Raw genomic sequence first — 25,231 nt, 5'->3', positions numbered from 1 at the left:
CGATTACAACAAAGGAGACAGCATGCCCGCCAAACGAACAGAGGTCACCACCGGCCGCCGCCGCTTCATGAAAACCGTCGGCGGCTCCAGCCTGGCGCTGGCGGGCATCCACCCGGCCAGCCTGCTGGCGGCTGCACCCGATCCGTGGGACCAGGCGCAGGCGATCATCGACCGCTTCGCGCAGCCTTTGAGGTTCCGCAAGGAGGATTTCGTGGTCACCGCCTATGGCGCGCGGCCGTGCGAAGTAAAACCCGTGCATGCCTGGGTGTCGCTCAAAGCCAGGGCGCACATGCACACCCCGGCCGCCGGCGCGACCGACTGCTACCCGGCGATTGCCGCGGCGATCGCGGCCTGCCACCGGGCCGGCGGCGGGCGCGTGCTGATCCCGGCCGGGAACTGGCTGTGCGCCGGTCCGATCGTGCTGCGCTCGAACGTCAACGTGCACCTGGCCGCCGGCGCCCACGTCTACTTCAGCAACAACCCGCTCGATTATGCGAAGTACGGCGAGCACGATTGCGGCAAGAACGGCAAGCTGACGCTGACGCGCTGGGAGGGCAACGATTGCCTCAACTATTCGTCGATGGTGTATGCCCACGGCCAGGACAATATCGCGCTGACCGGCGAAGACTGGACTTCCATTCTCGACGGCCAGGGCGGCGTGCCCTTCGAAGGCGGCACCGATTGCTGGTGGTCGTGGAAGGGCCGCGCGCCGGCGAATGCCGAAGGCGTGCCGCACGACCCGGCGCTGGGCCAGAGCGAGCGCGCCGTCAACCCGCTCAATCCGCCCACGCTGGCCGGCATCGCGCCGCACCTGTCGCCGGCGGAGGCGAAAAAGCTGCAGGGCCCGGAAGGCTGGCTGCAGCGCGACCCGCACTTCCTGCGCTCGCTGTCCGAGGCGCGCGTGCCGGCGACGAAGCGCATCTTCGGCATCGGCCACTTCCTGCGCCCGAACATGGTGCAGTTCATCAGCTGCACCAACGTGCTGGTGGCCGGCTACCAGACGGTCAACACGCCGTTCTGGCAGCACAATCCGGTCGACTGCCGCAACCTGCATGCGAAAGGCATCCATGCCAACAGCCTGGGGCCGAACAACGACGGCTTCGATCCGGAGTCGTGCAACGGGGTGCTGGTCGAAGGCTGCCAGTTCAACACCGGCGACGACTGCATCGCGATCGATGCCGGCAAGGGCACCGACACCCAGTTCGGCCCGTGCCAGAACGTCGTGGTCCAGCACTGCCGCATGCAGAGCGGCCATGGCGCGCTGACGCTGGGCAGCATCATGTCGGGCGGGATCCAGAACGTGTACGCCCAGAAGCTGGTGTTCGAAAACCTGAACTGGCGCACCGATCCGCTGAACATCGCGATCCGCCTGAAGACCAACATGAACCGCGGCGGCTTCCTGCGCAACTTCTACGTGCGCGACATCAGCATCCCGAACGGCATCCGCACCACGCCCGCCTTCTATAAAGCGCAGCCGGGACCGGGCATGCCGGCCGGGCAGATCGCTACCGGCGCCGGCGGCATCATCACCTTCGACTGCGACTATGACGCCGCCAACGATGCCGTGCGCACGCGCCCGCCCGTGGTCACCAACGTGCACATCTCGCGCGTCACCGTGGGCGACGTGCAGACACCGCAGGGACGCTTCTCGTGCTACCAGCCGATCGTGATCATGGGACCGGTGGCGGCCAACTACAACGGCGCCGGCACGCCGCAGGTGCTCCCGGTCAGCAACGTGACGATCAGCGACTGCGACTTCGGTACGCCGGTGAATGCGGCGCAGCCGGTCTACCTGCACAACGTGAAGGGGCTGGTGCTGAAGAACGTGAAAATCGGCGGCAAGCTCTTTAACGCGACGATGTCTCCCTGAACCCCGCGCCGGGGCGGCGTGGGGAGTGGGTCTTTGGGCAGCCAGGCGCTGCCCTTTTTTCATGGCGCGCCCACGCACTCGAAACGGAAAAAAACGCAGGACCGATTGGCGGTTTTCGCAATTGCTGCGCCGTGCGAGTACCCACAGAATGGCTGCAACAGTCATCGAACCTCCAGGAGAACCATGCAGCTTTCCGCCCCCTCGCCTTTGCCATTCCCCTCGCCTGCGCCCTCTTGTGCGCAGCCGCCGCCAGCCATGCCGAAGCACCGCCCGCGTTTCGCAACACCGCCCCGGAACCCGAAGAGCGCGCGCGACCTGGTGGCGCGCATGACGCTGCAAGAGAAAGCCGAGCAGATGCAGGATAATGCGCCGGCCATCGAACGGCTCGGCCTGAAGCGCTACGGCTGGTGGAACGAAGTCCTGCACGGCGTCGCGCGCGCCGGCAATGCCACCGTCTTCCCGCAGGCGATCGGGCTGGCCGCCACCTGGAACACGAACCTGATGCGCGAGATCGGCGACACCATCGCGCTCGAAGGCCGGGCCAACCACAACGCGGCATTGAAACGCGATGCGAAAGGCACCAGCCGCTATGTCGGCGTGAATTACTGGACGCCGAACATCAACATCTTCCGCGATCCGCGCTGGGGCCGGGGGCAAGAGACCTATGGCGAAGACCCGCACCTGGCCGGGCAGCTGGGCATCGCCTTTATCCGCAGTGCTGGCGGGTTTCCGCCGCATCCACCTGGCGCCGGGCGCGAGCCAGGCCGTCACCATCGGCATCGATGCACGGGCCCTGTCGCAGGTCGACCGGCAAGGCGTGCGCAAGGTGCGCGCCCGCGCCTACAAGCTGCACCTGGGTGGCGGCCAGCCGGCTTTCGCCAAAACGGTGACGGCAAGCGTCCAGGTCGAGGGTGAAAAATTGCTGCCGAAATAGCGGTATTGCGCGGCCGGTCCAGCGCCGGTCAGTGATGTAGGGTGGACTCCCGAGTCCACACTACGTTAGAGATGATTCCCGCTTAATGGACTGGAATCATGGACTGAGGCGGGACCTGGCAGGACGTTTGGCAAACTCGCCACATGCAGGCCGGGTATTGACAACGAAGGGTATGACGGCCTGCAAAAATGTGTTACCTTCGCTATAAGTTGTACGACGTCATACCACATATTTTGATCACACCTGTTTCATCGTTCGCTGTCGGATCCAACCCACCCGGCCATGAGGGCCACATCAGGAGGAAGACATGCAGGTCCCGAGTAACCATTTCAAGAACGCGCTGCGCAAGGGCGAGATGCAGCTGGGCCTCTGGTCCGGGCTGTCGAGCCACGTCACGGTCGAACTGCTGGCGAATGCCGGTTTCGACTGGCTGCTGCTCGACACCGAGCACTCGCCCAATGAGCTGCCGATGGTGCATTGCCAGCTGCAGGCGATCGCACGCGGCACGGCGCACCCGATCGTGCGTCCGGTCTGGAACGATACGGTCAACATCAAGCGCTACCTCGACATCGGGGTGCAGACGCTCCTGATCCCGTACGTGCAGGATGCCGGGGAAGCACGCCAGGCGGTGGCGGCCACCCGCTATCCGCCGCGCGGCGTGCGCGGCTATGCCGCCGCGGCGCGGGCCTCGGACTTCGGCCGCATCAAGGATTATCCGAGCGCCTGCGAAGAACAACTGTGCCTGCTGGTGCAGGTCGAGACCCCGGCCGCGCTGGCGAATATCGAGGCGATCGCCGCGGTGGATGGCGTCGACGGCATCTTCATCGGCCCGGGCGACCTGGCGGCGGCGATGGGTCACATCGGCCAGATCGGGCACCCGGACGTGGTGGCCGCCATCGACGACGCCATCGCCCGCATCCGCGCCTGCGGCAAGCCGGCCGGCATCCTGGCCGGCGACGAGCGCCTGGCGCGCCACTGGATCGGGGCCGGCGCGAGCTTCGTCGCCGTCGGCAGTGACACCGGCATCCTCGCGCGCGGCGCCGAGCAGTTGGCCGCCAGATACCGCGACGCCGCGCCGAGCCTTGCTTGAGCGCGCATCCACCGTTACCATCATCAAAGGAGACAACATGAGCAAGATCGGATTCATCGGCCTGGGCATCATGGGCACCCCCATGGCGGGACACCTGCTGGCAGCCGGCCACCAACTGTTTCTGCACGACGTCAAGCCGCTGCCGGAAGAATTGACCGGCAAAGGTGCGCAGGCTTGCGCCTCAAGCCGCGCGGTGGCGCAGCAGGCCGACATCGTCATCGTGATGGTGCCGGACACGCCGCACGTGGCCGCCGTACTGTTCGATGCCGGCGGCGTGGCCGAGGGCCTCACGCCCGGCAAGGTGGTGGTCGACATGAGCTCGATCTCGCCGCTCGAAACCAAGAAGTTCGCCGCGCGCATCGACGCCCTCGGCTGCGACTATCTCGACGCGCCGGTCTCGGGCGGCGAGGTCGGCGCGCGCGCGGCCAGCCTGACCATCATGGTCGGCGGTTCGCAGGAAGCGTTCGACCGCGTCAAGCCGCTGTTCGACCTGATGGGCAAGAACATCACCCTGGTCGGCGCGAATGGCGACGGCCAGACCACCAAGGTCGCCAACCAGATCATCGTCGCACTGAACATCGAAGCGGTCGGCGAAGCGCTGCTGTTCGCCTCGCGCATGGGCGCCGACGCCGGCAAGGTGCGCCAGGCGCTGATGGGCGGTTTCGCCGCCTCGCGCGTGCTGGAAGTGCATGGCGAGCGCATGGTCAAGCGCAGCTTCGACCCGGGCTTCCGCATCGAACTGCACCAGAAGGACCTGAACCTGGCGCTGGCCAGCGCGCGCGAGCTGGGCCTGTCGTTGCCGAACACCGCCACCACCCAGCAGCTGTTTTCCACCTGCGCGGCCAATGGCGGCAAGGCCTGGGACCATTCGGCGCTGGTGCGCGCACTGGAAATCATGGCGAATTTCGACATCGGTGGTACGGTAGCGCAATGAGCCAATTCACTTCTCCGCGCGCCCTCCTGCGCGCGATGTTCGACGCCGCCGTCGCGGCCGCCCAGCCGGCCTTGTGCCTACCGCAGCATCTTCCTCCGCTGCCACGCGGGCGCACCCTCGTCGTCGGCGCCGGCAAGGCCTCGGCCGAGATGGCGCGCGTGCTGGAACGGCACTGGCCCGGCGACTTGAGCGGCCTGGTGGTCACCCGCTACGGCTATGCGGTGCCGTGCGAGCGCATCGAGATCGTCGAGGCGGCGCACCCGGTGCCGGACGCCGCCGGCATGGAGGCCGCGCGGCGCATGCTGGAGATGGTCGGCGGCTTGACGGCCGACGACCTGGTGATCTGCCTGATCTCCGGCGGCGGCTCCTCCTTGCTGCCGCTGCCGGCGCCCGGGCTGGACCTGGCCGACAAGCAGCGCCTGAACGCCGCGCTGCTGGCCAGCGGCGCCACCATCGGCGAGATGAATTGCGTGCGCCGTCACCTCTCCGCCATCAAGGGCGGCCGCCTGGCCGCCGCCTGCCACCCGGCGCGCGTGCTGACCTTGCTGATCTCGGACGTGCCGGGCGACGACCCGGTCGACATCGCCAGCGGGCCAACCTGCGCCGACGCCACCACCTGCGCCGACGCGCTGGCGGTGCTGGCGCGCCACCGCATCGACGTGCCGCGGCACGTGCGCGAGGTACTCGAAAGCGGGCGCGGCGAGTCGGTCAAGCCGGGCGACCCGCGCCTGGCCGGCCACGAGATCCGCCTGATCACCACGCCGCAGATGGCGCTGGAAGCCGCCGCCGCGGTGGCGCGCGCGGCCGGGGTGCCGGCCCATATCCTGGGCGACAGCATCGAGGGCGAAGCGCGCGACGTCGGCATCGTCATGGGCGGTATCGCCCGCCAGGTGGCCACGCGCAGCCAGCCGTTCGCGCCGCCCTGCATCCTGCTGTCGGGCGGCGAGACCACGGTCACGCTGCGCGGCCAGGGGCGCGGCGGACGCAACGTCGAATTCCTGTTGTCGCTCGCCGTGGCGCTCGATGGCCTGGCCGGCATCCATGCGATCGCCTGCGACACCGACGGCGTCGACGGCCAGGAAGAGATCGCCGGCGCGCTGCTGGCCCCGGACACGCTGGCGCGCGCCTGGGCGCAAGGCATCCGCGCCCGCGCCAGCCTGGCCGACAACGACGGCCACGGCTTCTTCGGGGCGCTGGGCGATTCGGTGGTGTGCGGCCCGACCCTGACCAACGTGAACGACTTCAGGGCGATCTACATCGACACCGATTCCTGAAGCTGTGTCCATACGGCGTCGAAACCGGTTCGAAATTGACCAGGCGCCGTTATGTTTTTTGTTACTCCTGTTATTTTCGGTCCAACCAGATCTACACTGGCCCGACCAAAATAACATTGAGGAAGCAAAAAATGGAGACACAAGTCAACGGATTCAAGGCTGTCATGGGGCCGCGCAGGAGCGGCATGGGCATGCTGGTTGCGGCGTTGTTCCTGCAGGGCTGCGGCGGCGATGCGGCCGTCGATACGGGTGCCGGCGCGTCGCTGGCAACGGCGGCGACCGCCGTCGCCCAGCCGGCCGATGCCGCACCCAAGGCGCAGGCCAACCTGGTCAGCGGCTGGGCATCGCAGGGCGACGGCACCACCGGCGGCGCGGCCGCTCCCGCCAGTAACATCTACACGGTGCGCACCTGGGCCGAACTCAAGGCCGCGCTGGCGAACGTGAACAGCCCGACCTACCAGACCAGTCCCGCCGCGGCGAAACTCGAACCGAAGATCGTGCAGTTCAGCGGCACCATCTACGGCACCGACATCGGCAACGGCCGCCGCGCCGACGAGGCCTACTATAAATCGCTCAACGCCACCGCCGCCAAGTGGGACTGGAACCTGTACCTGCAAAGCCTGGACACGGCCTTCATGGCCGACCTGAACGCCAGGGTCGCCGCCGGCGAAGCCGACGCGATCGCGCTCAAGGCGCGCATCCAGGCCCTGAGCTCGGCGAAAAGCACGCTGCGCAATATCCAGAAGGAGCAGATCCAGGCCATCGTCCCCTCCAACACGACGATCGTCGGCATGGGCGACGAGGCCAAACTGATCGACGGCTACTTCTCGATCAACGCCAGCAAGAACATCATCATCCGCAACCTCGAACTGGAAGCGCCGCTCGACCTCACCGCCGACTGGAACGGCAAGGAATGGAATGCGCGCTACAAGGCGATTTCGGTCGTCACCGGCAAGCAGCTGTGGATCGACCACAACACGCTCAGCGACGGCAGCCATTTCGATTCCGCCGAAATCGTGACCATCAACGGCGTCACCAGCCGCGTCCAGCGCCACGACGGCCTGCTCGACATGGAAGACAGCACCGACTTCGTGACGATCTCGTACAACGTCTTCAAGAACCACGACAAAACCAATATGGTCGGCGGCTCGGGCGACCAGAATGGCGCCAAGGAACGCGCCTTCAACCGCCTCACCTTCAGCAACAACATCTGGACCAACACCACCCAGCGCGCGCCGCGCGCCCGCTTCGGCCGCATCCACCTGTACAACAACTACTACCAGGGCGACACCGCCGCCCAGGAGTACAAGCTGAGCTACTTCATCGGCATGGGCGCGGAATCGAAGATCCTGTCCGAGTCGAACGCCTTCGACATCACGGGACCGGGCGACTATGCATCGAAAGTGGTGTCGAACCTGAACGGCTACCAGTTCAAGGACGTCGGTTCGTGGATCAACGGCGTGCCCGCGTCAGCCCAGATCGAGGCCGCCGCCAGGGCTGCGCTGGAGCGTAACTGGACCAGCGCCAGCAACGCCTCGGTCTCGAGCGGCTTCGCGCTCGGCCCCTACACCAACGACCTGGGCTGGGTGCCGACCTACGGCTACACGCCGTTCACTTCGTTCGAGGACGTCAAGGCGCATAACCTGGCGCTGGCCGGATCGGGCAAGGTGACCTTCAACCCTGCCCCGCTCGAAGCCACATCGCGCTTCGCGCTGCTGCGCTCCGGCCTGACGCTGAACCGCGTCAGCGGCAAGTACAGCGCCACCATCACGCTGACCAACACGGGCGGCGCGGCGCTGACCGGTCCGTTCGAGCTGGTGTTTGATAACCTGACGGCGGGCGTCACACTCGACAACGCCAGCGGCACGCACAATGGCGCGCCCTACGTCAGCGTCGCCGGCAATGCCATCGCCGCCGGCGCTTCGGTGACGGTGCCGCTGACCTATACCAATCCGGGCAGGGCCGCGATCGGCTACACGAATGCCGTCTTCATCGGCACTTTCTAAATCGGGACATCCACATGAAAAATCTCTTCTCCACGTTCTTCCTCGCCCTGGCGCTGTTCGCCAGCGGCGCCGCCCAGGCCGGGCCGACCTGGCGCGTCGACGTCGACACCCATGCTTACAGCGGCCAGGGCTTGATGGACTTCACCTTCCTGGCGAATGCCGGGGCGACGCCGGCGACGGCGCTGTTGACCAACTTCCACGGCGCCTACGGCGCGCTGTTCGAGAGCTCGGCCGGCGTCTCCGGCACCCTGGCCGGCGGCTTCGTGCTGAATAACCAGGATGGCGGCAGCTACCTGACGCGGTTCGTCGACCTGGGCGGCCGCTTCAGCTTCGACCTCAGCTTCGAGGGCGACTTCGCCTCCACCGACAACATCGACGCCTCGCTGTTCAGCGCGAGCCTGTACAACCCCGACTTCAGCGGCTACATCGGGGAGGCGGGCAGTTTTGCGGCGTTCTCGCTGCTGCCGCAGGTGAACGGCGTCGCGGGCGGGGTGCAGGTGTTGCCGGGGAATGGGCTGGCGGACGTCAGCGAAGTGCCGGAACCGTCGTCGCTGCTGCTGGGGCTGTTGGCGTTCGGGATGCTGGGGCTGGTGCGGCGCAAGCGTGCGTGATGACAGCTTGAGCCTGTCTGAATGGAAAACAGCCGCGATCGTCGCGGCTGTTGTCGTTTACCAGCTCGGAATACCCTTTGCCGTCACGACAAGCCCAGATCCAGGCTGAGCCTGCTCACAAGGAGCCAGGTCATAAAGCCCAGTCCCAGCAGCGCCAGCACGAAGATGACGGCCACCTTGATGGCTCCGCGCAACACCTCGCGCCGCTCCTTTTCCCTTCCCTTCTTCCCCTGGTCGTAATGCCACTTGATGGCGAAGAACATGCCCGTGCCCAGCACGAGAAACTTGAATATCACCGCGACTATCGGGAACCAATCGATCATTTTGAGTATTTTCCAGGCTATTACTTGACACTGTCTATCGGCAGGAACACTGCTTAATACGCTGCTTCCGTAGCGTCGTTTCGTGCATGGATAGTATTGCTGCACGTTCTGAGGCATTCTACGCAAAAGCAATATCCATACATCGAGACAAAATGTCCCAGTTGAAAACCATACAAGACGATGATTCGCCAATCTGGCTGCCGCGCCTGGCCAGGAACAAAGGGCCGCGTTTCCTGCAGATTGCGGATGCCCTGCAGGCGGCGGTGGCGGATGGATCGCTGAAACCGGGCGACCGCCTGCCACCGCAGCGCCTGCTGGCGGCGCAACTGGACGCCGACTTGACGACGATCACCCGCGCCTACGACGAAGCCAGGCGCCGCAACTTGCTGGAGGGCCGCGGCGCGCGGGGCACCTATGTCGCGGCGCCGAAAGTCGAATTGACCTCGGTCCTCGACCTGAGCATGAATACCCCGCCGCCTCCGGACGGCGTGGACTTCGGCGACCTGATGAAACAAGGGCTGTCCCAGGTACTGACGAGGGCAGACAATGAATTGCTGATGACGTACCACCTGGGCGGCGGCAGCCACGTCGACCGCAAGGCTGGCGCCAGGTGGCTCGAACCGATGTTCGGGCATCTCGATTGCGGGCAGGTTCTTGTCTGTCCGGGTGCGCAAGCGGCGATCGCCGCATCCATCCTTGCGCTGACCCAGCCTGGCGACGCCATCCTGTCCGAGCCGATGAGTTATCCCGGCGTGCGTGCCGCAGCGACCCGGTTCGGCCGGCGGATCATTGCTGTCGAAGCGGACAAGGACGGGATGGTGCCCGGGATGCTGGAGGAAGCGTGCCGCCGGCACAAGCCTGCGCTGGTCTACCTCAATCCGACATTACAGAACCCGACCGCCGTCACCATGCCGGAACGCCGGCGCAAGGCGCTTGCCGGCATCGCGCAGCGCTGCGGTGTACGCATCGTCGAAGACGATCCCTACTGGCTCCTTGCCGACGCCCCGCCGCCGCCGATTGCCACATTCGCGCCGGAACAGGTGGTCTACATCTCGACCCTGTCGAAATGCCTGACGCCCGGCTTGCGTGTCGCCTTCGTGCTCATACGCGATCCGGACGAACGCGAACGTTTCCTGGTGGCGCTCAGGGCATTTGCGCTGATGGCCGCTCCGCTGACGGCAGCACTGGCGACGCAGTGGATCCTCGACGGTTCGGCCGGCGGATTGATGGAAGGCGTTCGCAGGGAGGCGCGCCTGCGCCACCGGATGGCGCGCCATATTCTTGCCGGGCGCTATAGCGGCAGCGGAGACGGGCTGCATGTATGGCTCGCGTTGCCGGCGTACTGGACCTCGTCCCAGCTTGCGCGTGCGGCCGGCAGCGAAGGCATCGCGGTCACGCCGGCCGAGGCGTTCGCGACGGACGCCGCTTACGTGAATGCGATCCGCATTTCCCTGGGCAGCATCCAGGATCGGGGACGCCTGCAGGCGGGTCTGCAGCGGCTGTCCCGGCTGCTTGCGCGGCGGCCCGAGCCGTTCGGCGCTGCCGTGGTCTAGCTGATCATGCCGCCAGCGGCGCAAGCGAAAGCGTCCAAGCGTGTCGTCCCCAGGCCGAGGCATCATGTACAGTCTGGTTCTGTCATGGCCTGCCTGCATGCGCAAGCGCTCCTCCGGTGTGCGAATGCGTGTGTCGCCGTGCCAGGTTCGAACGGTGCACGAGACCTTTCGGCCCTGGCAAGCCAGGCATGTATTTCAACTCCCTGCCCGAGAATCCCGCAATGACCGTCGAACTGATCCTGGCAGCGGCCAGAAGCTTCCTGTTCGTGCTGGCGGCGATGCTGCCGATCCTGAATCCGGCCGCCACCGCGCCGATTTTCCTGAGCATGACGGAAGGGGCGTCGCCCGCGACGCGCACCCTGCTGGCGCGCCGCATTGCCCGCAACATGTTCTGGCTGATGACGGGGTCGATGCTGGTTGGCTCGTACGTACTCGATTTCTTCGGCATTGCGCTGCCCATCGTGCGCGTCGGCGGCGGCCTGATCCTCGCGTCGGTTGCCTGGCGCCTGCTGGGCGCGACCCCTGCGACGCCCGACAGCCGGGCCGCGCTGGCGGAGGCTTTTACGCCGGACCATGCGCACCGGCAGGCGTTCTATCCGCTGACCTTCCCGATCAGTTGCGGACCAGCCTCGATCTCGGTCGCCATCACGGTGGGCGTCTCCCTGCACGACGTCGAGCTCGTCATCTCGCTGGCGCGCATGGGCGGCGCCTTGCTGGCGCTGGCGGTCATCGGCGTCCTGCTGTTTCTCGCCTTTAAATATGGGGAACACTTCCTGCGCCTGATCGGCGAGGCGGGCACAGCCGTTTTCCTGCGCCTCACCGCCTTCATCCTGCTCTGCCTCGGGGTGCAGATCGTCTGGGAAGGCGTGCGCGAACTGCTGCGCGAGGTCACTTCCGTGCCGACGCACCTGGCCGCGATCGAGGCCATCGTCGCACGCCTTTGAATGGCGGCGGGCCGCAGCCTGTGCGCGAGCCAACATTACTAGCACATTTAGACCAAAGTCGTTAGTTGACTTTCAGATATTTTTTCGCTATAATTGCCACCTGTTTATAACAAATACCCTCAGTAACACCTCTGCCGCACCTGTTTTCCACTTCATGTGTGGGAACTATTCCTGGGCCATGCGCCCGCATCTCGTTGGCGTTTGACGCATTTGTCGTCAACTGCTCCGGTGCCCTGCCCTTGCAGCGCGCCTGCGTGCCAGAAAGTCCTGAACCACAGCCTCTTTCGGTACGCGCACGACACCCACGAACGGCATCGTCCCGTCGCGAACACGTGTCTCGCCCCCTTTGCGTCGCCCGCGCGGCTTTGCGCCGTCGCGGCGGCGGGGTTTCATTCATCCGCCACATCGGAGGACAACAACAATATGGCCAAACAAATCATCATCGACGGCGTCTTCAAGGTCTACGGCGACCAGCCTGACGAGGCCCTGGCGCTGGTCCGCCAGGGCGCCGGCAAGCAGGACATCCTGGCGCAGACCGGCTGCACGATCGGCGTCTTCGACGCCAGCTTCACCATCGAAGCGGGCGAGATCTTCGTCATCATGGGCTTGTCCGGTTCGGGCAAGTCGACGCTGGTGCGCATGCTCAACCGCCTGGTCGAGCCGACCGCCGGCCGTATCCTGGTCGACGGCGACGACATCAACACCCTGCCCGACGCGCAGCTGCGCGCCTTGCGCCGCAAGGACATCAGCATGGTGTTCCAGTCGTTCGCGCTGCTGCCGCACGTGTCCGTGCTCGACAACACGGCCTTCGGCATGGAACTGGCCGGTATCCCGAAGGCCGAACGCCATGCGCTGGCGCGGCAGGCGCTGGAACAGGTTGGCCTGGCGGCCTATGCCGCCAGCTATCCCGACGAACTCTCCGGCGGCATGCAGCAGCGCGTGGGACTGGCGCGCGCACTCGCTTGCGACCCGTCGATCCTGCTGATGGACGAGGCGTTTTCGGCGCTCGATCCGATCATGCGCACCGAGATGCAATCGGAACTGCTGCGCCTGCAGCAGATCAAGCGCCGCACCATCGTCTTCATTTCGCACGACCTCGACGAAGCGATGCGCATCGGCGACCGCGTCGCCATCATGAAGGACGGGCACGTGGTGCAGGTCGGCACGCCGGAAGACATCCTGCGCCAGCCCGCCAACGACTACGTGCGCAATTTCGTGCGCGGCGTCGATGCGGCGGCCGTGTTCAAGGCCGGCGACATCGCGCGCAAGAGCCAGGTCGTGGTGTCGGAGTCGCCCGCCCGCGGGTCGCGCGCGGCGCTGTCGATGCTGGAAGAAGAAGACCGCGCCTACGCCTACGTCGTCAATCCGCGCCGCGAATTCCTCGGCATGGTCTCGGCCGATTCGCTGCGCAGCGCGCTCGACGGCCATACCGGTCCGCTCGGCCTGGCGCATGCCTTCCTGCCGGAGGTGCGGACCATCGGTGCGGACGAGCCCGTGGCCGGCCTGTTCGGCCAGGTGGCGCAGTTGCCGTACGCGGTGCCGGTGGTGGGCGACGACGGGCGCTTTCGCGGCGCCATCAGCAAGACCACCCTGCTGAAATTCCTCGACCGCGATACGCCGCCGATTCCCGAAACGCAGAAAGGACAAGCATGAATCCGAGTACCACCATTGCAGCACAAGCAGCAGACGCGGTCCAGGCCAACCCATGGCTGCCTACCCCACCGGGCGACACGTCCTGGCTCGACGCGGCCGGGCCGGCGGCCACGCCCGCGCACGCCGGCGGCATCGACCTGGCGCACATCCTCGACGGCGCGCTGCCGCTGCAAGCCTGGATCAATGACGGCCTGGGCTGGGTGGTTGAGCACTTCCGTCCACTGTTCCAGGCCGTGCGCGCGCCGATCGACGCGGCGCTGAGCGCCGCCGGCGCCGTGCTGCTTGCCGCGCCGGCGCCGGTCGTGATTGCCATCATCGGTTTGCTGGCCTGGCAGTTCACCGGCGGCGCACTGGCCGCCGGCACCGTGCTGGCGCTGCTGGCGCTGTCGGTGCTGGGCGTCTGGCCGGAAGCGATGATTACGCTGTCGCTGGTGCTGACCTCGCTCGGCTTTTGCCTGGCGATCGGCTTGCCGCTGGGGATACTGCTGGCCAGCAGCGAGCGTGCGCAAAACACCCTGCGCCCGCTGCTCGATGCGATGCAGACCACGCCCGCCTTCGTCTACCTGGTGCCGGTGGTGATGCTGTTCGGGATCGGCAATGCGCCGGGTGTGATCGTGACGATCATCTTCGCGCTGGCACCGCTGGTGCGCCTGACCAACCTCGGCATCCGCCAGGTGCGGCCGGACTTGGTCGAAGCGGCGCGCGCGTATGGCGCCTCGCCCTGGCAGCTGCTCACCCGCGTGCAGCTGCCGCTGGCAATGCCGTCGATCATGGCCGGCATCAACCAGTCGCTGATGCTGTCGCTGTCGATGGTGGTGATCGCCTCGATGATCGCGGTCGGCGGCCTGGGCCAGATGGTCTTGCGCGGCATCGGCCGCCTCGACATGGGCCTGGCCACCGTGGGCGGCCTCGGCATCGTGCTGCTGGCGATCACGCTCGACCGCCTGACCCAGGCGCTGGGCCAGCCGCGCCGCGGCGTGCGCCACTGGTACCAGACGGGGCCGGCCGGTTTCATCCTGCGTCTTGTACGCGGCAGTGCGCCGCGCGCCGATGCGGCCGCACCCATCACTGCACACTAATACACAAAAGGATCTCGATGCAGCATATTAAAAACTTCACACTCACGTACAAAGCCAAGCGCAAGTTCCAGTGGCTCTCGGCCATGGTGCTGGCCGCCCTCACCTTGAGCACCAGCCTGGCCATGGCGCAAACGCCCGATGTTGACCTGCGCGGCCTGCCCGGCCAGGGCAGCCCCGTGCAGGCACTGCAAGGCTCGGTGGCCGAAGAAACCTTCCAGACCATGCTGGTGAACAGCGCGCTGGAAAAGCTCGGCTACGCGCCGCAGCCGATCAAGGAAGTCGCCTATCCGACCGCGCACATCGCGGTCGCGAATGGCGACGCGACCTTCCTCGCGGTCCATTGGGACCCGCTGCACCGCGACTATTACGAGAATGCCGGCGGCGACGCCAAGCTGCTGCGCACCGGCCAGTATGCCGGTCCGGCCGCGCAGGGCTACCTGATCGACAAGGCCACGGCCGACAAGTACAAGATCACGAACATCGACCAGCTGCGCGACCCCAACCTGGCAAAATTGTTCGACCAGGACGGCGACGGCAAGGCGGACCTGACGGGTTGCGATCCGGGCTGGGGCTGCGAAGCGATGATCGAACATCACCTCGACGCCTACAAATTGCGCGCGACGGTCACGCACGTGCAGGGCAGCTATGCGGCCCTGATCGCCGACACCATCGGCCGCCACGGGCGCGGCGAACCGGTCCTGTACTACACCTGGACGCCCTACTGGGTCAGCGGCGTGCTGGTGCCGGGCAAGGACGTCGTCTGGCTGCAGGTGCCGTTCTCGAGCAATCCGCAGAAGTCAAATACCCGCCTCGGCGACGGCAGCGACTATGGCTTCGCTGTGAACACGACGCGCATCGTGGTGAACCGCGCCTGGGCCGCGAAGAATCCGGCGGCCGCCAAACTATTCGAGGTCATGCAGTTGCCGATCGCCGACATCAATGCCCAGAACGAGCGCATGCGCAGCGGCGAAAACACCCAGGCCGACATCGCGCGTCATACGGCCGGCTGGATCAAGTACCACCAGGCGCTGTTCGACAGCTGGATCGCGCAGGCGCTGGCGGCGGCAAAACCCTGATCAACGCCTCCCTGCCCGCGTCACCACGTCGCCCACACGGCCAGCGTCAGGATCGCGCCCTTGACGATCATCTGCCAGTAGTAGTTCGTAGGGTGGACTCTCGAGTCCACGCGGTCAAACCTGTGCAAACCGAAGCGCCTGGAACGGTCCGTTGCAGATGCGCCCAAGCCTGCGAGATTCATTTCGACATGCAAACGTAGCACCGCGTGGACTCAAGAGTCCACCCTACGGATCTGATCGGGCCGGACGAGGAACGAAGCGCCCCGCCTCTTCCTCAACGCCTCCCGGCCCGCGTCACCACGTCGCCCCACACCGCCAGCGTCAGGATCGCACCCTTGACGATCATCTGCCAGTAGCTGTCGACGTCCAGCATCGACATGCCGTTGTCGAGGCTGGCCATCACCAGCGCGCCGATCAGCGCGCCGTAGACGGTGCCCGAGCCGCCGCGCATCGAGGTGCCGCCGATGAAGCAGGCGGCGATCACGTCGAGTTCGACCGAGGTGCCGGCCGAGGGCGAACCGGCCGCCAGGCGCGCGGTGTTGATCAGGCCGGCGAGCGCGCACATCGTGCCCATGATCCCGAAGATCCACAGTTTCACGGCGCGCACGTTGACGCCCGAAAGCCGCGTCGCTTCGGCATTGCTGCCGACCGCGTAGATGCGGCGGCCGAACACGGTCTGGGTGGCGACGTAGCTGAACACGCCCAGCAGCAGCAGGAGCAGCAGCACCGGCAGCGGGATGCCTTCGTAGCTGTTAAAGGTGCGCACAAAGGCGAACAGCACCACACCGACGGCGACCACGCGCGCGGCCGATTGCCACAGCGGGCCGACCGGGAGGCCATGCAGCGTGCGATTGGCGCGTCCGCGCCAGGTCAGCACGATCGCCAGCGCGAACAGCACGAGACCGAGCGCCACGCCCGGCGCGTGCGGCAGGTAGCCCTGCGCCAGGTATTCCATCTCCGGCGAGACCGGGGCGATGGTGGTGCCGCCGGTGATGCCGAGCACGGCCCCGCGGTAGGCCAGCATGCCGCCCAGGCCGACGATGAACGAGGGAATGCCCGCATACGCGACCAGGTAGCCGTTGAACAGGCCGAGGAACAGGCCGCAGGCCAGCACGGCGACGATCGTCACCGGCAGCGGCAAGCCCTGGCTGACGTCGAACACGGCGGCGGCGCCCCCCATCAGCCCGAGCAGCGAGCCGACCGAGAGGTCGATCTCGCCGGCGACGATCACGAACACCATCGCGCAGGCGAGGATGCCGGTAATGGCCATCTGGCGCATCAGGTTCGACAGGTTGCGCGGCGAGATGAAGCCGCCTTCGGTATGCCAGGAAAAGAAGGCCCAGATCAGGGCGATGGCGCACAGCAGGGCCAGGATCTTGTACTGGGTGAAGATCTTCTTGAAGTTCATCTTGCCCGATCGCTGTTCTCGCGCGGGGCCGGCCCCGCTCGCGGGCACGGCCGCATTCACGTTTGCACTCATGCGTGCATCTCCTGGTGTTGATTCTGATTCTGGTCCAGGGCCGCCGCCAGGACCTGCTCCTGGGTCAGCCCGTCATTGATGAAATTCCCGCGCAGCCGGCCCTCGCCCATCACCAGCACGCGGTCGGAAATGCCCAGCACTTCCTGCAGTTCGGACGACACCATCAGGATCGCCACGCCCTGGGCCGCCAGTTCGAACATCAGCTTGTAGATCTCATACTTGGCGCCGACGTCGACGCCGCGCGTGGGCTCGTCCAGGATCAGCACTTGCGGGCGGGTCAGCAGCATTTTCGCCAGCACCGCCTTTTGCTGGTTGCCGCCCGAGAGGCCGGTAATCGGCAGCGCCGCGCTGGACGTCTTCAGGCCCAGACGCGCGATCTGTTCGTTGATGGTCACCAGTTCCGCATCCTCGTCGATGCGGGTGAAGCGCGAGAAGCGTCCCAGTACCGACAGGGTGATGTTCTGGCCGACGCCGAGGTCGCGCACGATGCCGTGCTGCTTGCGGTCTTCGGGCACCATGGCGAAGCCGGCGGCGATCGCCCGCATCGGCGTGCCGGTGTCCACGGTCTGCCCATTCAACCGCACCTCGGCCTGCGAGCGTCCCGGATAGGCGCCGAACAGGGTCGACACCAGTTCGGTGCGCCCCGCTCCCACCAGTCCGGCGATGCCGAGGATCTCGCCCTTGCGCAGGCTGAACGAGACGTCGTCGACGCGCTTGCGCTGCGGCGCATCGGGGTCGTAGCAGGTCACGCCCCGCACCTCGAGCACGACTTCGCCGATCGCGTGTTCCTGGCGCGGATACAGCTGGTTCATCGGGCGTCCGACCATCTGCGCAATGATGCGGCCGGTATCCAGCTCGGCCATCGGCGTGGTGGCGATGTGGCGGCCGTCGCGGATCACGCAGATGGTGTCGCAAATCGCCGCCACCTCGTCGAGCTTGTGCGAGATGTAGACGCAGGCGACGCCCTTGGCTTTCAGGCCGCGGATGATCTGCAGCAGCACTTCGATCTCGGCCGCCGTCAGCGAGGCCGAGGGTTCGTCGAGGATCAGCAAGCGCGCCTTCTTGTTCAGGGCCTTGGCGATCTCGATCATCTGCTGGTGGCCGCCGCCATAACTTTTCACCGGCAGCGCCACGTTCAGGGCCGGCAAGCCCAGTTCGCGCAGCAATTCCTCGGCGCGGCGGTGCATGGCCGGATAGTCCATGCGTCCGCCGGGCCGGGTGATCTCGTTCCCGAGGAAGATGTTCTCGGTGACCGACAGTTCGGGCACCAGCATCAGTTCCTGGTGGATGATGACAATGCCGGCGGCTTCGGTTTCGCGGATCGACCCTGCGCGGAGCAGCTGGCCCTCGAAGCGGATCTCGCCGCGCCAGCTGCCGTGCGGGTAGACCGCCGACAGCACTTTCATCAGGGTCGACTTGCCGGCGCCGTTTTCGCCGCACAGGCCGACGCATTCGCCGGCGCGGATCCGGATGTCGATGCCGTCCAGTGCGCGCACACCGTCGAATTCCTTGACGATGCCCGCCATCTCTAACAGATACTCGGCCATGACGCCTATTTCCCCGCCAGCTGGGCCCGGGTATAGAAGCCGTCGGTCACCAGCAGGTCGACGTTGGTCTTGTTGAGCGGGATGGGTTTCAGCAGCACGGCGCTCACCTGCTTGAAGCCATTGTTGTATTGCGCGTTGTAGGCCGGCTTTTCGTTGCGCACCAGCTGCACCGCCAGTTTGGCGGCGGCGCCGGCGATCGATTTCAGCGGCTTGTACACCGTCATCGCCTGCGAGCCGGCCATCACGCGGCGCACCGCGGCGATGTCGGCATCCTGGCCCGATACCGGTACCTTGCCGGCCAGCTTTTGCGCGGCCAGCGCCTGGATCGCGCCGCCGGCGGTGGCGTCGTTCGAAGCGATGATGGCGTCGATCTTGTTGTTGTTCGCGGTCAGCGCATTCTCGACGATCGACATCGCCTCGGCCGGGCTCCAGTCCTTGACCCACTGCTTGCCGACGATCTTGATGTCGCCCTTGTCGACCAGCGGCTGCAGCACCGCCATCTGCCCTTCGCGCAGCAGCTTGGCGTTGTTGTCGGTCGGCGCGCCGCCGAGCAGGTAGTAGCTGCCCTTCGGCCGCGCCGCCACCAGCGCCTGCGCCTGCATCTGGCCGACCGCCTTGTTGTCGAACGAGACGTAGGCGTCGACGTCGGCGTTCAGGATCAGGCGGTCGTACGAGATCACCTTGATTTTCGCCTTCTTCGCTTCGCGGATGGCGTTGGCCAGCACGGTGGCGTTGTAGGGCACGATCACCAGCGCATCGACGCCGCGCGCGATCAGGTTCTCGATCTGGGCGATCTGCTTTTGTTCGCTGGCGTCGGCCGACTGCACGTAGACCTTGGCGCCGAGCTGGGTGGCGGCGGCCGTGAAGTAATCGCGGTCGCGCGCCCAGCGTTCGAGGCGCAGGTCGTCGATCGAGAAGCCGATTTTCGGGTTGGTGGCATCGGCGCTGGCGTGGCCGCAGCCGAGAATCATCACGGCCGCCGCGATGGCGGCGCTCAGTTGCTTTTTCATGTTGTCTCCGTCTGTTTTAGTATCCCGGCGCACGGCCGGGCTGCATCATCTGGTAACGCGCATCTTACACATCAGTGGTTATGCCGCGGCATATCCTGGCCCACGCCGCGGTAAGGCAGCGCCATTTCCATGCAGGCGCCGGTTTCGAGCTGGCCGACGGTGGCGCGGTAGAGTTCCTGCCAGGGCGTCTGGCTGGCCGGCACCGGCGGCGCGGGTTCGGCCTTGCGCCGCGCCAGCACGTCGTCCGGCACCAGCATGTCGCAGCGGCCCGTGTTCAGGTCGACGCGGATGGTGTCGCCGCTGCGCAGCCAGGCCAGGCCGCCGCCCGCCGCGCTTTCCGGCGAGGCGTTCAGGATCGACGGGCTGTCGGAAGTGCCCGACTGGCGTCCGTCGCCCAGGGTCGGCAGCGTGAACACGCCGCGCCTGACCAGCGCATCGGGCGGCTGCATGTTGACCACTTCGGCCGAACCGGGCCAGCCCACCGGGCCGGCGCCGCGCATCACCAGCATGCACGATTCGTCGATCTCGAGCGCCGGATCGTTGATGCGGACATGGTAGTCGCCGGAACCGTCGAACACGACGGCGCGGCATTCGAACACGTTTTCCTGGCCGGGCCGGCTCAGGTAGCGCGCGCGGAAAGCGGGGCCGATCACGCTGGTCTTCATGATCGCGAAATCGAACAGGTTGCCCGACAAGACCACGAAGCCGGCGTTTTCCTTCAGCGGCGCGGCGTACGGCGCGATCATTGCGCGGTCGGCGCTGGCGCGCCCTTCCAGGTTGGCGGCCATGCTCTGCCCGGTGACCGTCGGCCGCCCGGCGCGCAGCAGGCCGGCCTGCAGCAGTTCCCACATCACGGCCGGCACGCCGCCGGCGCGGTGGAAGCGCTCGCCCAGGTATTTGCCGGCCGGCTGCATGTTGAGCAGCAGCGGCACCGCGTGGCCATGGGTCATCCAGTCCGACGGCAGCAGTTCGACACCGGCGTGGCGCGCCATCGCCATCAGGTGCGGCTGGGCGTTGCTGGAGCCGCCGATCGCGGCATTCACCACGATGGCGTCGAGGAAGGCGTCGCGCGTGAGGATGGTCGATGGACGCAGGTCGAGGTGCGCCATCTCGACGATGCGGCGGCCGGTGTCGTAGGCCATCTGGCCGCGCTCGCGGTAGGGAGCCGGAATGGCCGAACAGCCGGTGAGCGACATGCCGAGCGCTTCGGCCATGGCGTTCATGGTCGACGCCGTGCCCATCGTGTTGCAGTGCCCCGCCGATGGCGCCGAGGCGGCCGCGATCTGCAGGAACTTGGCGTTGTCGATCTCGCCGGCGGCGAGCTTGCGGCGCCCGTGCCAGATGGCGGTGCCGGAGCCGGCCAGTTCGCCTTCGAACCAGCCGTCGAGCATGGGGCCGCCGGAGAGCACGATGGCCGGGATGTCGACCGTGGCCGCCGCCATCAATTGCGCCGGCGTGGTCTTGTCGCAGCCGGTGGTGAGCACCACGGCGTCAATCGGGTAGCCATGCAGGATCTCGACCAGGCCGAGGTAGGCCAGGTTGCGGTCGAGCGCCGCGGTCGGGCGGCGGCAATTCTCGAAGATCGGGTGCAGCGGGAATTCCATCGGGATGCCGCCGGCGTCGCGGATGCCGTCGCGCACCCGCTTGGCCAGTTCCAGGTGGATGCGGTTGCAGGGACTGATGTCGCTGCCGCTCTGGGCGATGCCGATGATCGGGCGGCCCGAACGCAGCTCGTCGGCGGTGATCCCGTAGTTCATGAAGCGCTCGAGGTAGAGCGCGGTCATGTCGATGTGGTCCGGGTTGTCGAACCAGTCCTGGGAGCGGAAACGGCGTGCCGGTTGTTGTGGCGTATTCATTTGAATGCGTCTTTCGAAATCTGGTGCGTCGCCAGCCCCGGCGCGTCGACCCGGAAGGTGAACAGGTGGCCAGCCAGCGGCTGCGCCGCGCGCTGCTCAGGGCTCAAGCCCTTGCGCGCCGTGGTGACACAGGCGGTGCGCAGGTCATCGCCGCCAAAGGCGATTTTTGTGATGTTCGAGCACGGGAAAGCGACCGTATCGGCCAGGCTGCCGTCCGGCGCGTAGCGCTCGATGCGGGCGCCGCCGAACAGCGCGATCCAGACGTGGCCTTCGCTGTCGACCGCCATCCCGTCCGGGTGGCCCTTGCCGGTGAATTCGGCGAACAGCCGCTTGCCTGCCAGGCTGCCGTCGGGCGCGAGATCGAAGGCGTAGGTGCGGCGCGCCAGCGTGTCGGTGTGGTACAGGGTGCTGCCGTCGGGACTGACGGCGGGGCCGTTGGTGATGATGTAGCCGTCGTCCATGCGCGCCAGGCCCCGCCCGTCCAGCCGGTACAAGGCGCCGCTGTGCGCGCTTTCGCCGTCGTCCATCGAACCGAACCAGAGCGCGCCGGCGGCGTCGACGTAGCCGTCGTTGAGGCGGTTGCCGGGGCGGTCGGGTTCGACCGCCAGCAGGCGCGTGAATTCGCCGGATACGGTATCGAGCCGGACCAGGCCGCCCTGGATCCCGCACAGCAGGCCGCCGTCGTCGAAGGGGATCGCAAAGCCCACCTGGGCCGGCGCCTCCCAGCTGCGCCGGTCGCTGCCGTCGAAGGCGCAGCGGTGCACGCGCCGGCCCTTGATGTCGACCGAGACCACCGAGCGGGTCGGCGCATGCCAGAGCGCGCCCTCGCCCAGTTCGGCGCCGATGTCCCACAGGACTTGGGGTTGGTGAAGCGTCATGCGCCGTACCACCCGGCGTCGACGTAGTAATCGCGGCCGCTGCAGCGCCCGGCGCTGTCGGACGCCAGGAACAGCGCCAGCGCCGCCACGTCTTCGACCTCGACACGCTGGCCCAGGCATTGCGAGGCCAGGATCCTGGCTTCCTCTTCCGGGCTGCACCAGAGTGCTTCCTGGCGTTCGGTGCGCACCGCGCCCGGCACGATGCAGTTGACGCGGATACCGTCGGCGCCGAGGTCGCGCGCGAGGCCGCGCGTCATGCCTTCGATCGCGGCCTTGGCCGTCATGTACAGGCTCAGTTGCGGCAATGCGAGATGCCAGGAGATCGAGCCCAGGTTCAGGATCACGCCGGCGCCTTGGGCACGCATGCCGGGCGCCACGGCCTGGGCGCAAAAGAACTGGTGGCGCAGGTTGACCGCCATCCGTTCGTCCCAGTAGGCGGGCGTCACGTCGGCCACGGCATGGCGGTCGTCGTTGGCGCCGTTGTTGATCAGGATGTCGACCGATCCGGCTTCGGCGATGGCGTCGAAGGCGCGGCGCAGCGCGTCGAGGTCGGTCAGGTCGCAGTGGATGAAGCGCGGCGGCTGCGGCAGGTGTGCCAGCTCGGACTCCAATGCCTGCGAAGCGTCGAGCGCGATGTCGAGGAAAACCACGCTGGCACCCTGGCGCGAGAAGGCGTTGACCATTTCGGCGCCGATGCCGCTGCCGCCGCCGGTGATTACCACGCGCTTGCCCGGCAGGTCGGGATAGCTGGCGTAGGGCTTGATTGTGCGTGCTCTGTTCATTGCGTGCTTTTCAAAAGGCCGCGTCGGCCCAGGTTGTCGAACAAGGCGCGAACGCCGAAGGTCCAGGGAGGCAGCTGGTCGGAGCGCTGCACGTGATTGGTCAACGTGCCCAGCGCCGGGGTCGCGATGCTGACGCGGTCGCCCAGGTGATGGGTGAAGCCGGCGCCGGCGGCATCGCGGTCCTCGATCGGCGAGAACATGGTGCCGAGGAAGAGCATGAAGCCGTCCGGATACTGGTGGTGGCGGCCGAAGGTGTGCGCCACCAGTTCCAGCGGGTCGCGGCTGATTTCGCGCATGCGGCTGCTGCCGGCCAGGGTGAAGCCATCACTCTCCCCTTCGACCAGCAGGCTCACTTCGGCGTTGCGGATGGTGTCGAGCGTGAAGTCGTCGTCGAACAGGCGAATGAAAGGTCCGATCGCGCACGAGGCATTGTTGTCCTTGGCCTTGCCCAGCAGGAGCGCGCTGCGGCCTTCGATGTCGCGCAGGTTGACGTCGTTGCCGAGCGTGGCGCCGACCGGTTCCCCCTTGCCGTTCACCGCCAGGACGATTTCCGGTTCCGGGTTGTTCCAGTGCGAATCCGGATGCAGGCCGACCGCCGCGCCGGCGCCGACCGCCGACATCGGCTGCGCCTTGGTGAACACTTCGGCGTCGGGCCCGATGCCCACTTCCATGTAGGGCGACCAGATTCCGCGCGCCACCAGGTCCTGCTTCAGTGCGGCGGCCGCGGGCGAGCCGGGACGGATCGCGGAGAGATCGGCGCCGATACATTCCTGCATCTGGGCGCGCAGGGCGGCGGCGCGGGCCGGGTCGCCCTTGGCCTGTTCTTCGATCACCCGTTCGAGCAAGCTGACGGCGAAGGTGACGCCGCAGGCCTTGATCGCCTGCAGGTCGCAAGGGGCAAGCAGGCTCCCTTCGTCCAGGCCTGCAAGCGTGCCGAGCGACTCGCCCGGCGCGCTGCGCACGACCTCGTTCAGGTCGGCGCGTTCGAACAGGTCGGACACGGTCGGCGCATGCCGGCTGATGTCGACCAGCTCGCCGCCGCGCAGCGTGACCACCGCGGGTCCCCCTTCCGGACCGCCGCGCCAGACGCGGCCCACCAGCAGCGCGCGCTCTGCGTCCTGCGGCAACATGGCATTTCTCGAATCTTTCATCATTCCCTTTCAGCTTGCTGCATCAGTGCTCGCATGGTGCCCGACGCGGCAAGGCCCGGCAATTGCGAAACTCACCAAGGCGGCTCATCATTTCTTGCAGCGTCTTTACGCCTGCAAGGACAGCCGGTAAACCGTGGTCTGGCGGTACACCTGGCCAGGGCGCAGGATCACGGCGCCAGCGTGTTCGCCATTGACCTGGTCGGGGTACGCCCCGGCCTCCAGGCAAAAGCCGGCGTGGCGCACGTAGGGCCGCGGCGCGCGCCCACGCACGCCTTCCAGGCTGTTCCCGCTGTAGAACTGCAGGCCGGCCTCGGTGGTCGACACCTGCAGGCGCCGCCCCGATCCGGGGTCGACCACCCGGGCCACTTCGCGCAGCGCGCCGTGGCGCCCGCCCGGCTCGTTGCCGACGCAGTAGCAGTGGTCGAAGCCACCGGCCAGGCGCACCTGCGGGTCGGGCCAGCGCAGCCGCGGGCCGATGGCGGCCGGGCTGCGAAAGTCGAAAGGCGTGCCCTCGACCGCCGCCACGCTGACCGGGATGCCGGTGGCGTCGGTCTCGATGTAATAGTCGGCGTCGATCTGCAGCATGTGGTCGCCGACGTCGCCGCGCCCGCCGTTGAGGTTGAAATACGGGTGCGCGGTGAGGTTGAGCGGCGTGGCGGCGTCGGCCACCGCTTCGTATTCGATGCGCAGGCTGCCGTCGTTACCGAGTTCGTAATCGACCATCACTTCGACGTTGCCGGGAAAGCCGCCCTGCCCGGCCGGCGAATCGAGGCGCAGCGAGGCACGCCGTTCGGTGGCTTCGCCATGCCAGCGCGCCGCATGGAAGCCGTGCAGGCCGCCGTGCAGGTGGTTGCCGCGGTCGTTCACGGCCGCCTGCACCGGCTTGCCGTCGAGCGCGAAGCGGCCGCGCGCGATGCGGTTGGCCCAGCGCCCGACGATGGCGCCGAAATAGGCGGCGTTGCCGGCGTATTCCTCGGGGTCGCGGTAGCCGAGCAGCACGTCGGCGCTGCGGCCATAGCGGTCGGGCGCGAACCACGACACCATGGCCGCACCGCGTTCGCTGATGGTCAGCTCCATGCCGTGCGCGTTACGCAGCGTGAACAGGCGCGGCGCGGCCAGGCGGCCAGGGTCGGAGTTCGCAGTAGTCACGGCAGGGGTGTTCGTCAATATGCTGGTCATC

General features: G+C 66.9%; 21 protein-coding genes and 1 pseudogene. 13 read left to right on the top strand and 9 right to left on the bottom strand.

Features of this window, described 5'->3' with window-relative positions; genetic code table 11:
• Positions 1-22: 22 nt before the first annotated feature.
• The 8 genes and pseudogenes from AC56LG_RS16075 (at position 23) to AC56LG_RS16040 (ending at position 8,719) form a co-directional block, all read left to right on the top strand.
• A complete protein-coding gene (locus tag AC56LG_RS16075; protein WP_497167069.1) occupies positions 23-1,870 on the top strand; it encodes a glycoside hydrolase family 28 protein in 1,848 nt (615 codons plus the stop codon).
• Between the two features lie 183 nt (positions 1,871-2,053).
• Positions 2,054-2,575 (top strand): annotated as a pseudogene (locus AC56LG_RS16070) (glycoside hydrolase family 3 N-terminal domain-containing protein); the annotation flags it as partial.
• The gene (locus tag AC56LG_RS16065; protein ID WP_497167068.1) at positions 2,535-2,804 is read left to right on the top strand and encodes a fibronectin type III-like domain-contianing protein; all 270 of its coding nucleotides are present in this window, start codon (positions 2,535-2,537) and stop codon (positions 2,802-2,804) included. The pseudogene AC56LG_RS16070 and the gene AC56LG_RS16065, both read left to right, overlap by 41 nt.
• Before the next feature lie 307 nt (positions 2,805-3,111).
• Positions 3,112-3,894 carry an aldolase/citrate lyase family protein gene (locus tag AC56LG_RS16060; protein ID WP_497167067.1) on the top strand — a complete coding sequence of 261 codons (783 nt, stop codon included), beginning with the start codon at positions 3,112-3,114 and terminating at the stop codon, positions 3,892-3,894.
• 37 nt (positions 3,895-3,931) lie between these two features.
• A complete protein-coding gene (gene glxR / locus AC56LG_RS16055) occupies positions 3,932-4,828 on the top strand; it encodes a 2-hydroxy-3-oxopropionate reductase (protein ID WP_497167066.1) in 897 nt (298 codons plus the stop codon).
• Positions 4,825-6,102: a glycerate kinase type-2 family protein gene (locus AC56LG_RS16050; RefSeq protein WP_497167065.1), complete on the top strand. Its 1,278-nt coding sequence runs from the start codon at positions 4,825-4,827 to the stop codon at positions 6,100-6,102. Before glxR ends, AC56LG_RS16050 begins: the two co-directional genes overlap by 4 nt.
• Before the next feature lie 131 nt (positions 6,103-6,233).
• Complete coding sequence (locus tag AC56LG_RS16045) at positions 6,234-8,108, top strand: pectate lyase family protein (RefSeq protein WP_497167064.1); 1,875 nt, start codon at positions 6,234-6,236, stop codon at positions 8,106-8,108.
• Positions 8,109-8,122: 14 nt separating this feature from the next.
• On the top strand, positions 8,123-8,719 hold the full coding sequence (locus AC56LG_RS16040; protein ID WP_497167063.1) for an NF038129 family PEP-CTERM protein: 597 nt from the start codon (positions 8,123-8,125) through the stop codon (positions 8,717-8,719).
• 83 nt (positions 8,720-8,802) lie between these two features.
• Here the strand turns inward: AC56LG_RS16040 and AC56LG_RS16035 are convergent, their stop codons facing one another.
• Positions 8,803-9,042 (bottom strand): hypothetical protein, encoded by a 240-nt coding sequence (locus tag AC56LG_RS16035; protein ID WP_497167062.1) that lies wholly within the window; start codon positions 9,040-9,042, stop codon positions 8,803-8,805.
• Between the two features lie 152 nt (positions 9,043-9,194).
• Between AC56LG_RS16035 and AC56LG_RS16030 the strand changes: the two genes are divergently transcribed.
• From AC56LG_RS16030 to proX, 5 genes are all read left to right on the top strand, one after another.
• Complete coding sequence (locus AC56LG_RS16030) at positions 9,195-10,595, top strand: aminotransferase-like domain-containing protein (RefSeq protein ID WP_497167061.1); 1,401 nt, start codon at positions 9,195-9,197, stop codon at positions 10,593-10,595.
• A 221-nt stretch (positions 10,596-10,816) separates the two neighbouring features.
• On the top strand, positions 10,817-11,539 hold the full coding sequence (locus AC56LG_RS16025; RefSeq protein ID WP_497167377.1) for a MarC family protein: 723 nt from the start codon (positions 10,817-10,819) through the stop codon (positions 11,537-11,539).
• A gap of 423 nt (positions 11,540-11,962) precedes the next feature.
• Positions 11,963-13,192 carry a glycine betaine/L-proline ABC transporter ATP-binding protein ProV gene (gene proV / locus AC56LG_RS16020; RefSeq protein ID WP_497167060.1) on the top strand — a complete coding sequence of 410 codons (1,230 nt, stop codon included), beginning with the start codon at positions 11,963-11,965 and terminating at the stop codon, positions 13,190-13,192.
• Complete coding sequence (gene proW / locus AC56LG_RS16015; protein WP_497167059.1) at positions 13,189-14,271, top strand: glycine betaine/L-proline ABC transporter permease ProW; 1,083 nt, start codon at positions 13,189-13,191, stop codon at positions 14,269-14,271. The genes proV and proW overlap by 4 nt, the downstream gene beginning before the upstream one ends.
• 17 nt (positions 14,272-14,288) lie before the next feature.
• Entirely contained in the window at positions 14,289-15,347 is a 1,059-nt protein-coding gene (gene proX, locus AC56LG_RS16010; RefSeq protein WP_497167058.1) for a glycine betaine/L-proline ABC transporter substrate-binding protein ProX, read from the top strand.
• A 274-nt stretch (positions 15,348-15,621) separates the two neighbouring features.
• On the opposite strand, the gene AC56LG_RS16005 is transcribed toward proX, so the two are convergent.
• From AC56LG_RS16005 to AC56LG_RS15970, 8 genes are all read right to left on the bottom strand, one after another.
• Positions 15,622-16,827: a sugar ABC transporter permease gene (locus AC56LG_RS16005; protein WP_497167057.1), complete on the bottom strand. Its 1,206-nt coding sequence runs from the start codon at positions 16,825-16,827 to the stop codon at positions 15,622-15,624.
• Complete coding sequence (gene xylG, locus AC56LG_RS16000; protein WP_497167056.1) at positions 16,824-18,374, bottom strand: D-xylose ABC transporter ATP-binding protein; 1,551 nt, start codon at positions 18,372-18,374, stop codon at positions 16,824-16,826. The genes AC56LG_RS16005 and xylG overlap by 4 nt, the downstream gene beginning before the upstream one ends.
• A gap of 5 nt (positions 18,375-18,379) precedes the next feature.
• Complete coding sequence (xylF, locus tag AC56LG_RS15995; protein ID WP_497167055.1) at positions 18,380-19,384, bottom strand: D-xylose ABC transporter substrate-binding protein; 1,005 nt, start codon at positions 19,382-19,384, stop codon at positions 18,380-18,382.
• Between the two features lie 71 nt (positions 19,385-19,455).
• Positions 19,456-21,240, bottom strand: coding sequence for an IlvD/Edd family dehydratase (locus AC56LG_RS15990; RefSeq protein ID WP_497167054.1), 1,785 nt, complete (start codon positions 21,238-21,240; stop codon positions 19,456-19,458).
• Positions 21,237-22,118, bottom strand: coding sequence for an SMP-30/gluconolactonase/LRE family protein (locus tag AC56LG_RS15985; RefSeq protein ID WP_497167053.1), 882 nt, complete (start codon positions 22,116-22,118; stop codon positions 21,237-21,239). Before AC56LG_RS15985 ends, AC56LG_RS15990 begins: the two co-directional genes overlap by 4 nt.
• Entirely contained in the window at positions 22,115-22,900 is a 786-nt protein-coding gene (gene xylB / locus AC56LG_RS15980; RefSeq protein ID WP_497167052.1) for a D-xylose 1-dehydrogenase, read from the bottom strand. The genes AC56LG_RS15985 and xylB overlap by 4 nt, the downstream gene beginning before the upstream one ends.
• The gene (locus AC56LG_RS15975) at positions 22,897-24,030 is read right to left on the bottom strand and encodes a fumarylacetoacetate hydrolase family protein (protein WP_497167051.1); all 1,134 of its coding nucleotides are present in this window, start codon (positions 24,028-24,030) and stop codon (positions 22,897-22,899) included. The genes xylB and AC56LG_RS15975 overlap by 4 nt, the downstream gene beginning before the upstream one ends.
• 126 nt (positions 24,031-24,156) lie before the next feature.
• Positions 24,157-25,230: an aldose epimerase family protein gene (locus AC56LG_RS15970; RefSeq protein WP_497167050.1), complete on the bottom strand. Its 1,074-nt coding sequence runs from the start codon at positions 25,228-25,230 to the stop codon at positions 24,157-24,159.
• Position 25,231: the final 1 nt, after the last annotated feature.

Source organism: Telluria sp. ZB2R32 (genome assembly GCF_059685715.1).
Note: the sequence above shows the minus strand (reverse complement) of the source record. Positions and strands in the feature narration are given on the sequence as shown.

Excerpts from the sequence above, each read along its gene's own strand:
- AC56LG_RS16075 (WP_497167069.1), top strand. The coding sequence starts at position 23 with ATGCCCGCCAAACGAACAGAGGTCACCACCGGCCGCCGCCGCTTCATG.
- AC56LG_RS16065 (WP_497167068.1), top strand. The coding sequence starts at position 2,535 with ATGGCGAAGACCCGCACCTGGCCGGGCAGCTGGGCATCGCCTTTATCC.
- AC56LG_RS16060 (WP_497167067.1), top strand. The coding sequence starts at position 3,112 with ATGCAGGTCCCGAGTAACCATTTCAAGAACGCGCTGCGCAAGGGCGAG.
- glxR (WP_497167066.1), top strand. The coding sequence starts at position 3,932 with ATGAGCAAGATCGGATTCATCGGCCTGGGCATCATGGGCACCCCCATG.
- AC56LG_RS16050 (WP_497167065.1), top strand. The coding sequence starts at position 4,825 with ATGAGCCAATTCACTTCTCCGCGCGCCCTCCTGCGCGCGATGTTCGAC.
- AC56LG_RS16045 (WP_497167064.1), top strand. The coding sequence starts at position 6,234 with ATGGAGACACAAGTCAACGGATTCAAGGCTGTCATGGGGCCGCGCAGG.
- AC56LG_RS16040 (WP_497167063.1), top strand. The coding sequence starts at position 8,123 with ATGAAAAATCTCTTCTCCACGTTCTTCCTCGCCCTGGCGCTGTTCGCC.
- AC56LG_RS16035 (WP_497167062.1), bottom strand. The coding sequence starts at position 9,042 with ATGATCGATTGGTTCCCGATAGTCGCGGTGATATTCAAGTTTCTCGTG.
- AC56LG_RS16030 (WP_497167061.1), top strand. The coding sequence starts at position 9,195 with ATGTCCCAGTTGAAAACCATACAAGACGATGATTCGCCAATCTGGCTG.
- AC56LG_RS16025 (WP_497167377.1), top strand. The coding sequence starts at position 10,817 with ATGACCGTCGAACTGATCCTGGCAGCGGCCAGAAGCTTCCTGTTCGTG.
- proV (WP_497167060.1), top strand. The coding sequence starts at position 11,963 with ATGGCCAAACAAATCATCATCGACGGCGTCTTCAAGGTCTACGGCGAC.
- proW (WP_497167059.1), top strand. The coding sequence starts at position 13,189 with ATGAATCCGAGTACCACCATTGCAGCACAAGCAGCAGACGCGGTCCAG.
- proX (WP_497167058.1), top strand. The coding sequence starts at position 14,289 with ATGCAGCATATTAAAAACTTCACACTCACGTACAAAGCCAAGCGCAAG.
- AC56LG_RS16005 (WP_497167057.1), bottom strand. The coding sequence starts at position 16,827 with ATGAGTGCAAACGTGAATGCGGCCGTGCCCGCGAGCGGGGCCGGCCCC.
- xylG (WP_497167056.1), bottom strand. The coding sequence starts at position 18,374 with ATGGCCGAGTATCTGTTAGAGATGGCGGGCATCGTCAAGGAATTCGAC.
- xylF (WP_497167055.1), bottom strand. The coding sequence starts at position 19,384 with ATGAAAAAGCAACTGAGCGCCGCCATCGCGGCGGCCGTGATGATTCTC.
- AC56LG_RS15990 (WP_497167054.1), bottom strand. The coding sequence starts at position 21,240 with ATGAATACGCCACAACAACCGGCACGCCGTTTCCGCTCCCAGGACTGG.
- AC56LG_RS15985 (WP_497167053.1), bottom strand. The coding sequence starts at position 22,118 with ATGACGCTTCACCAACCCCAAGTCCTGTGGGACATCGGCGCCGAACTG.
- xylB (WP_497167052.1), bottom strand. The coding sequence starts at position 22,900 with ATGAACAGAGCACGCACAATCAAGCCCTACGCCAGCTATCCCGACCTG.
- AC56LG_RS15975 (WP_497167051.1), bottom strand. The coding sequence starts at position 24,030 with ATGTTGCCGCAGGACGCAGAGCGCGCGCTGCTGGTGGGCCGCGTCTGG.
- AC56LG_RS15970 (WP_497167050.1), bottom strand. The coding sequence starts at position 25,230 with ATGACCAGCATATTGACGAACACCCCTGCCGTGACTACTGCGAACTCC.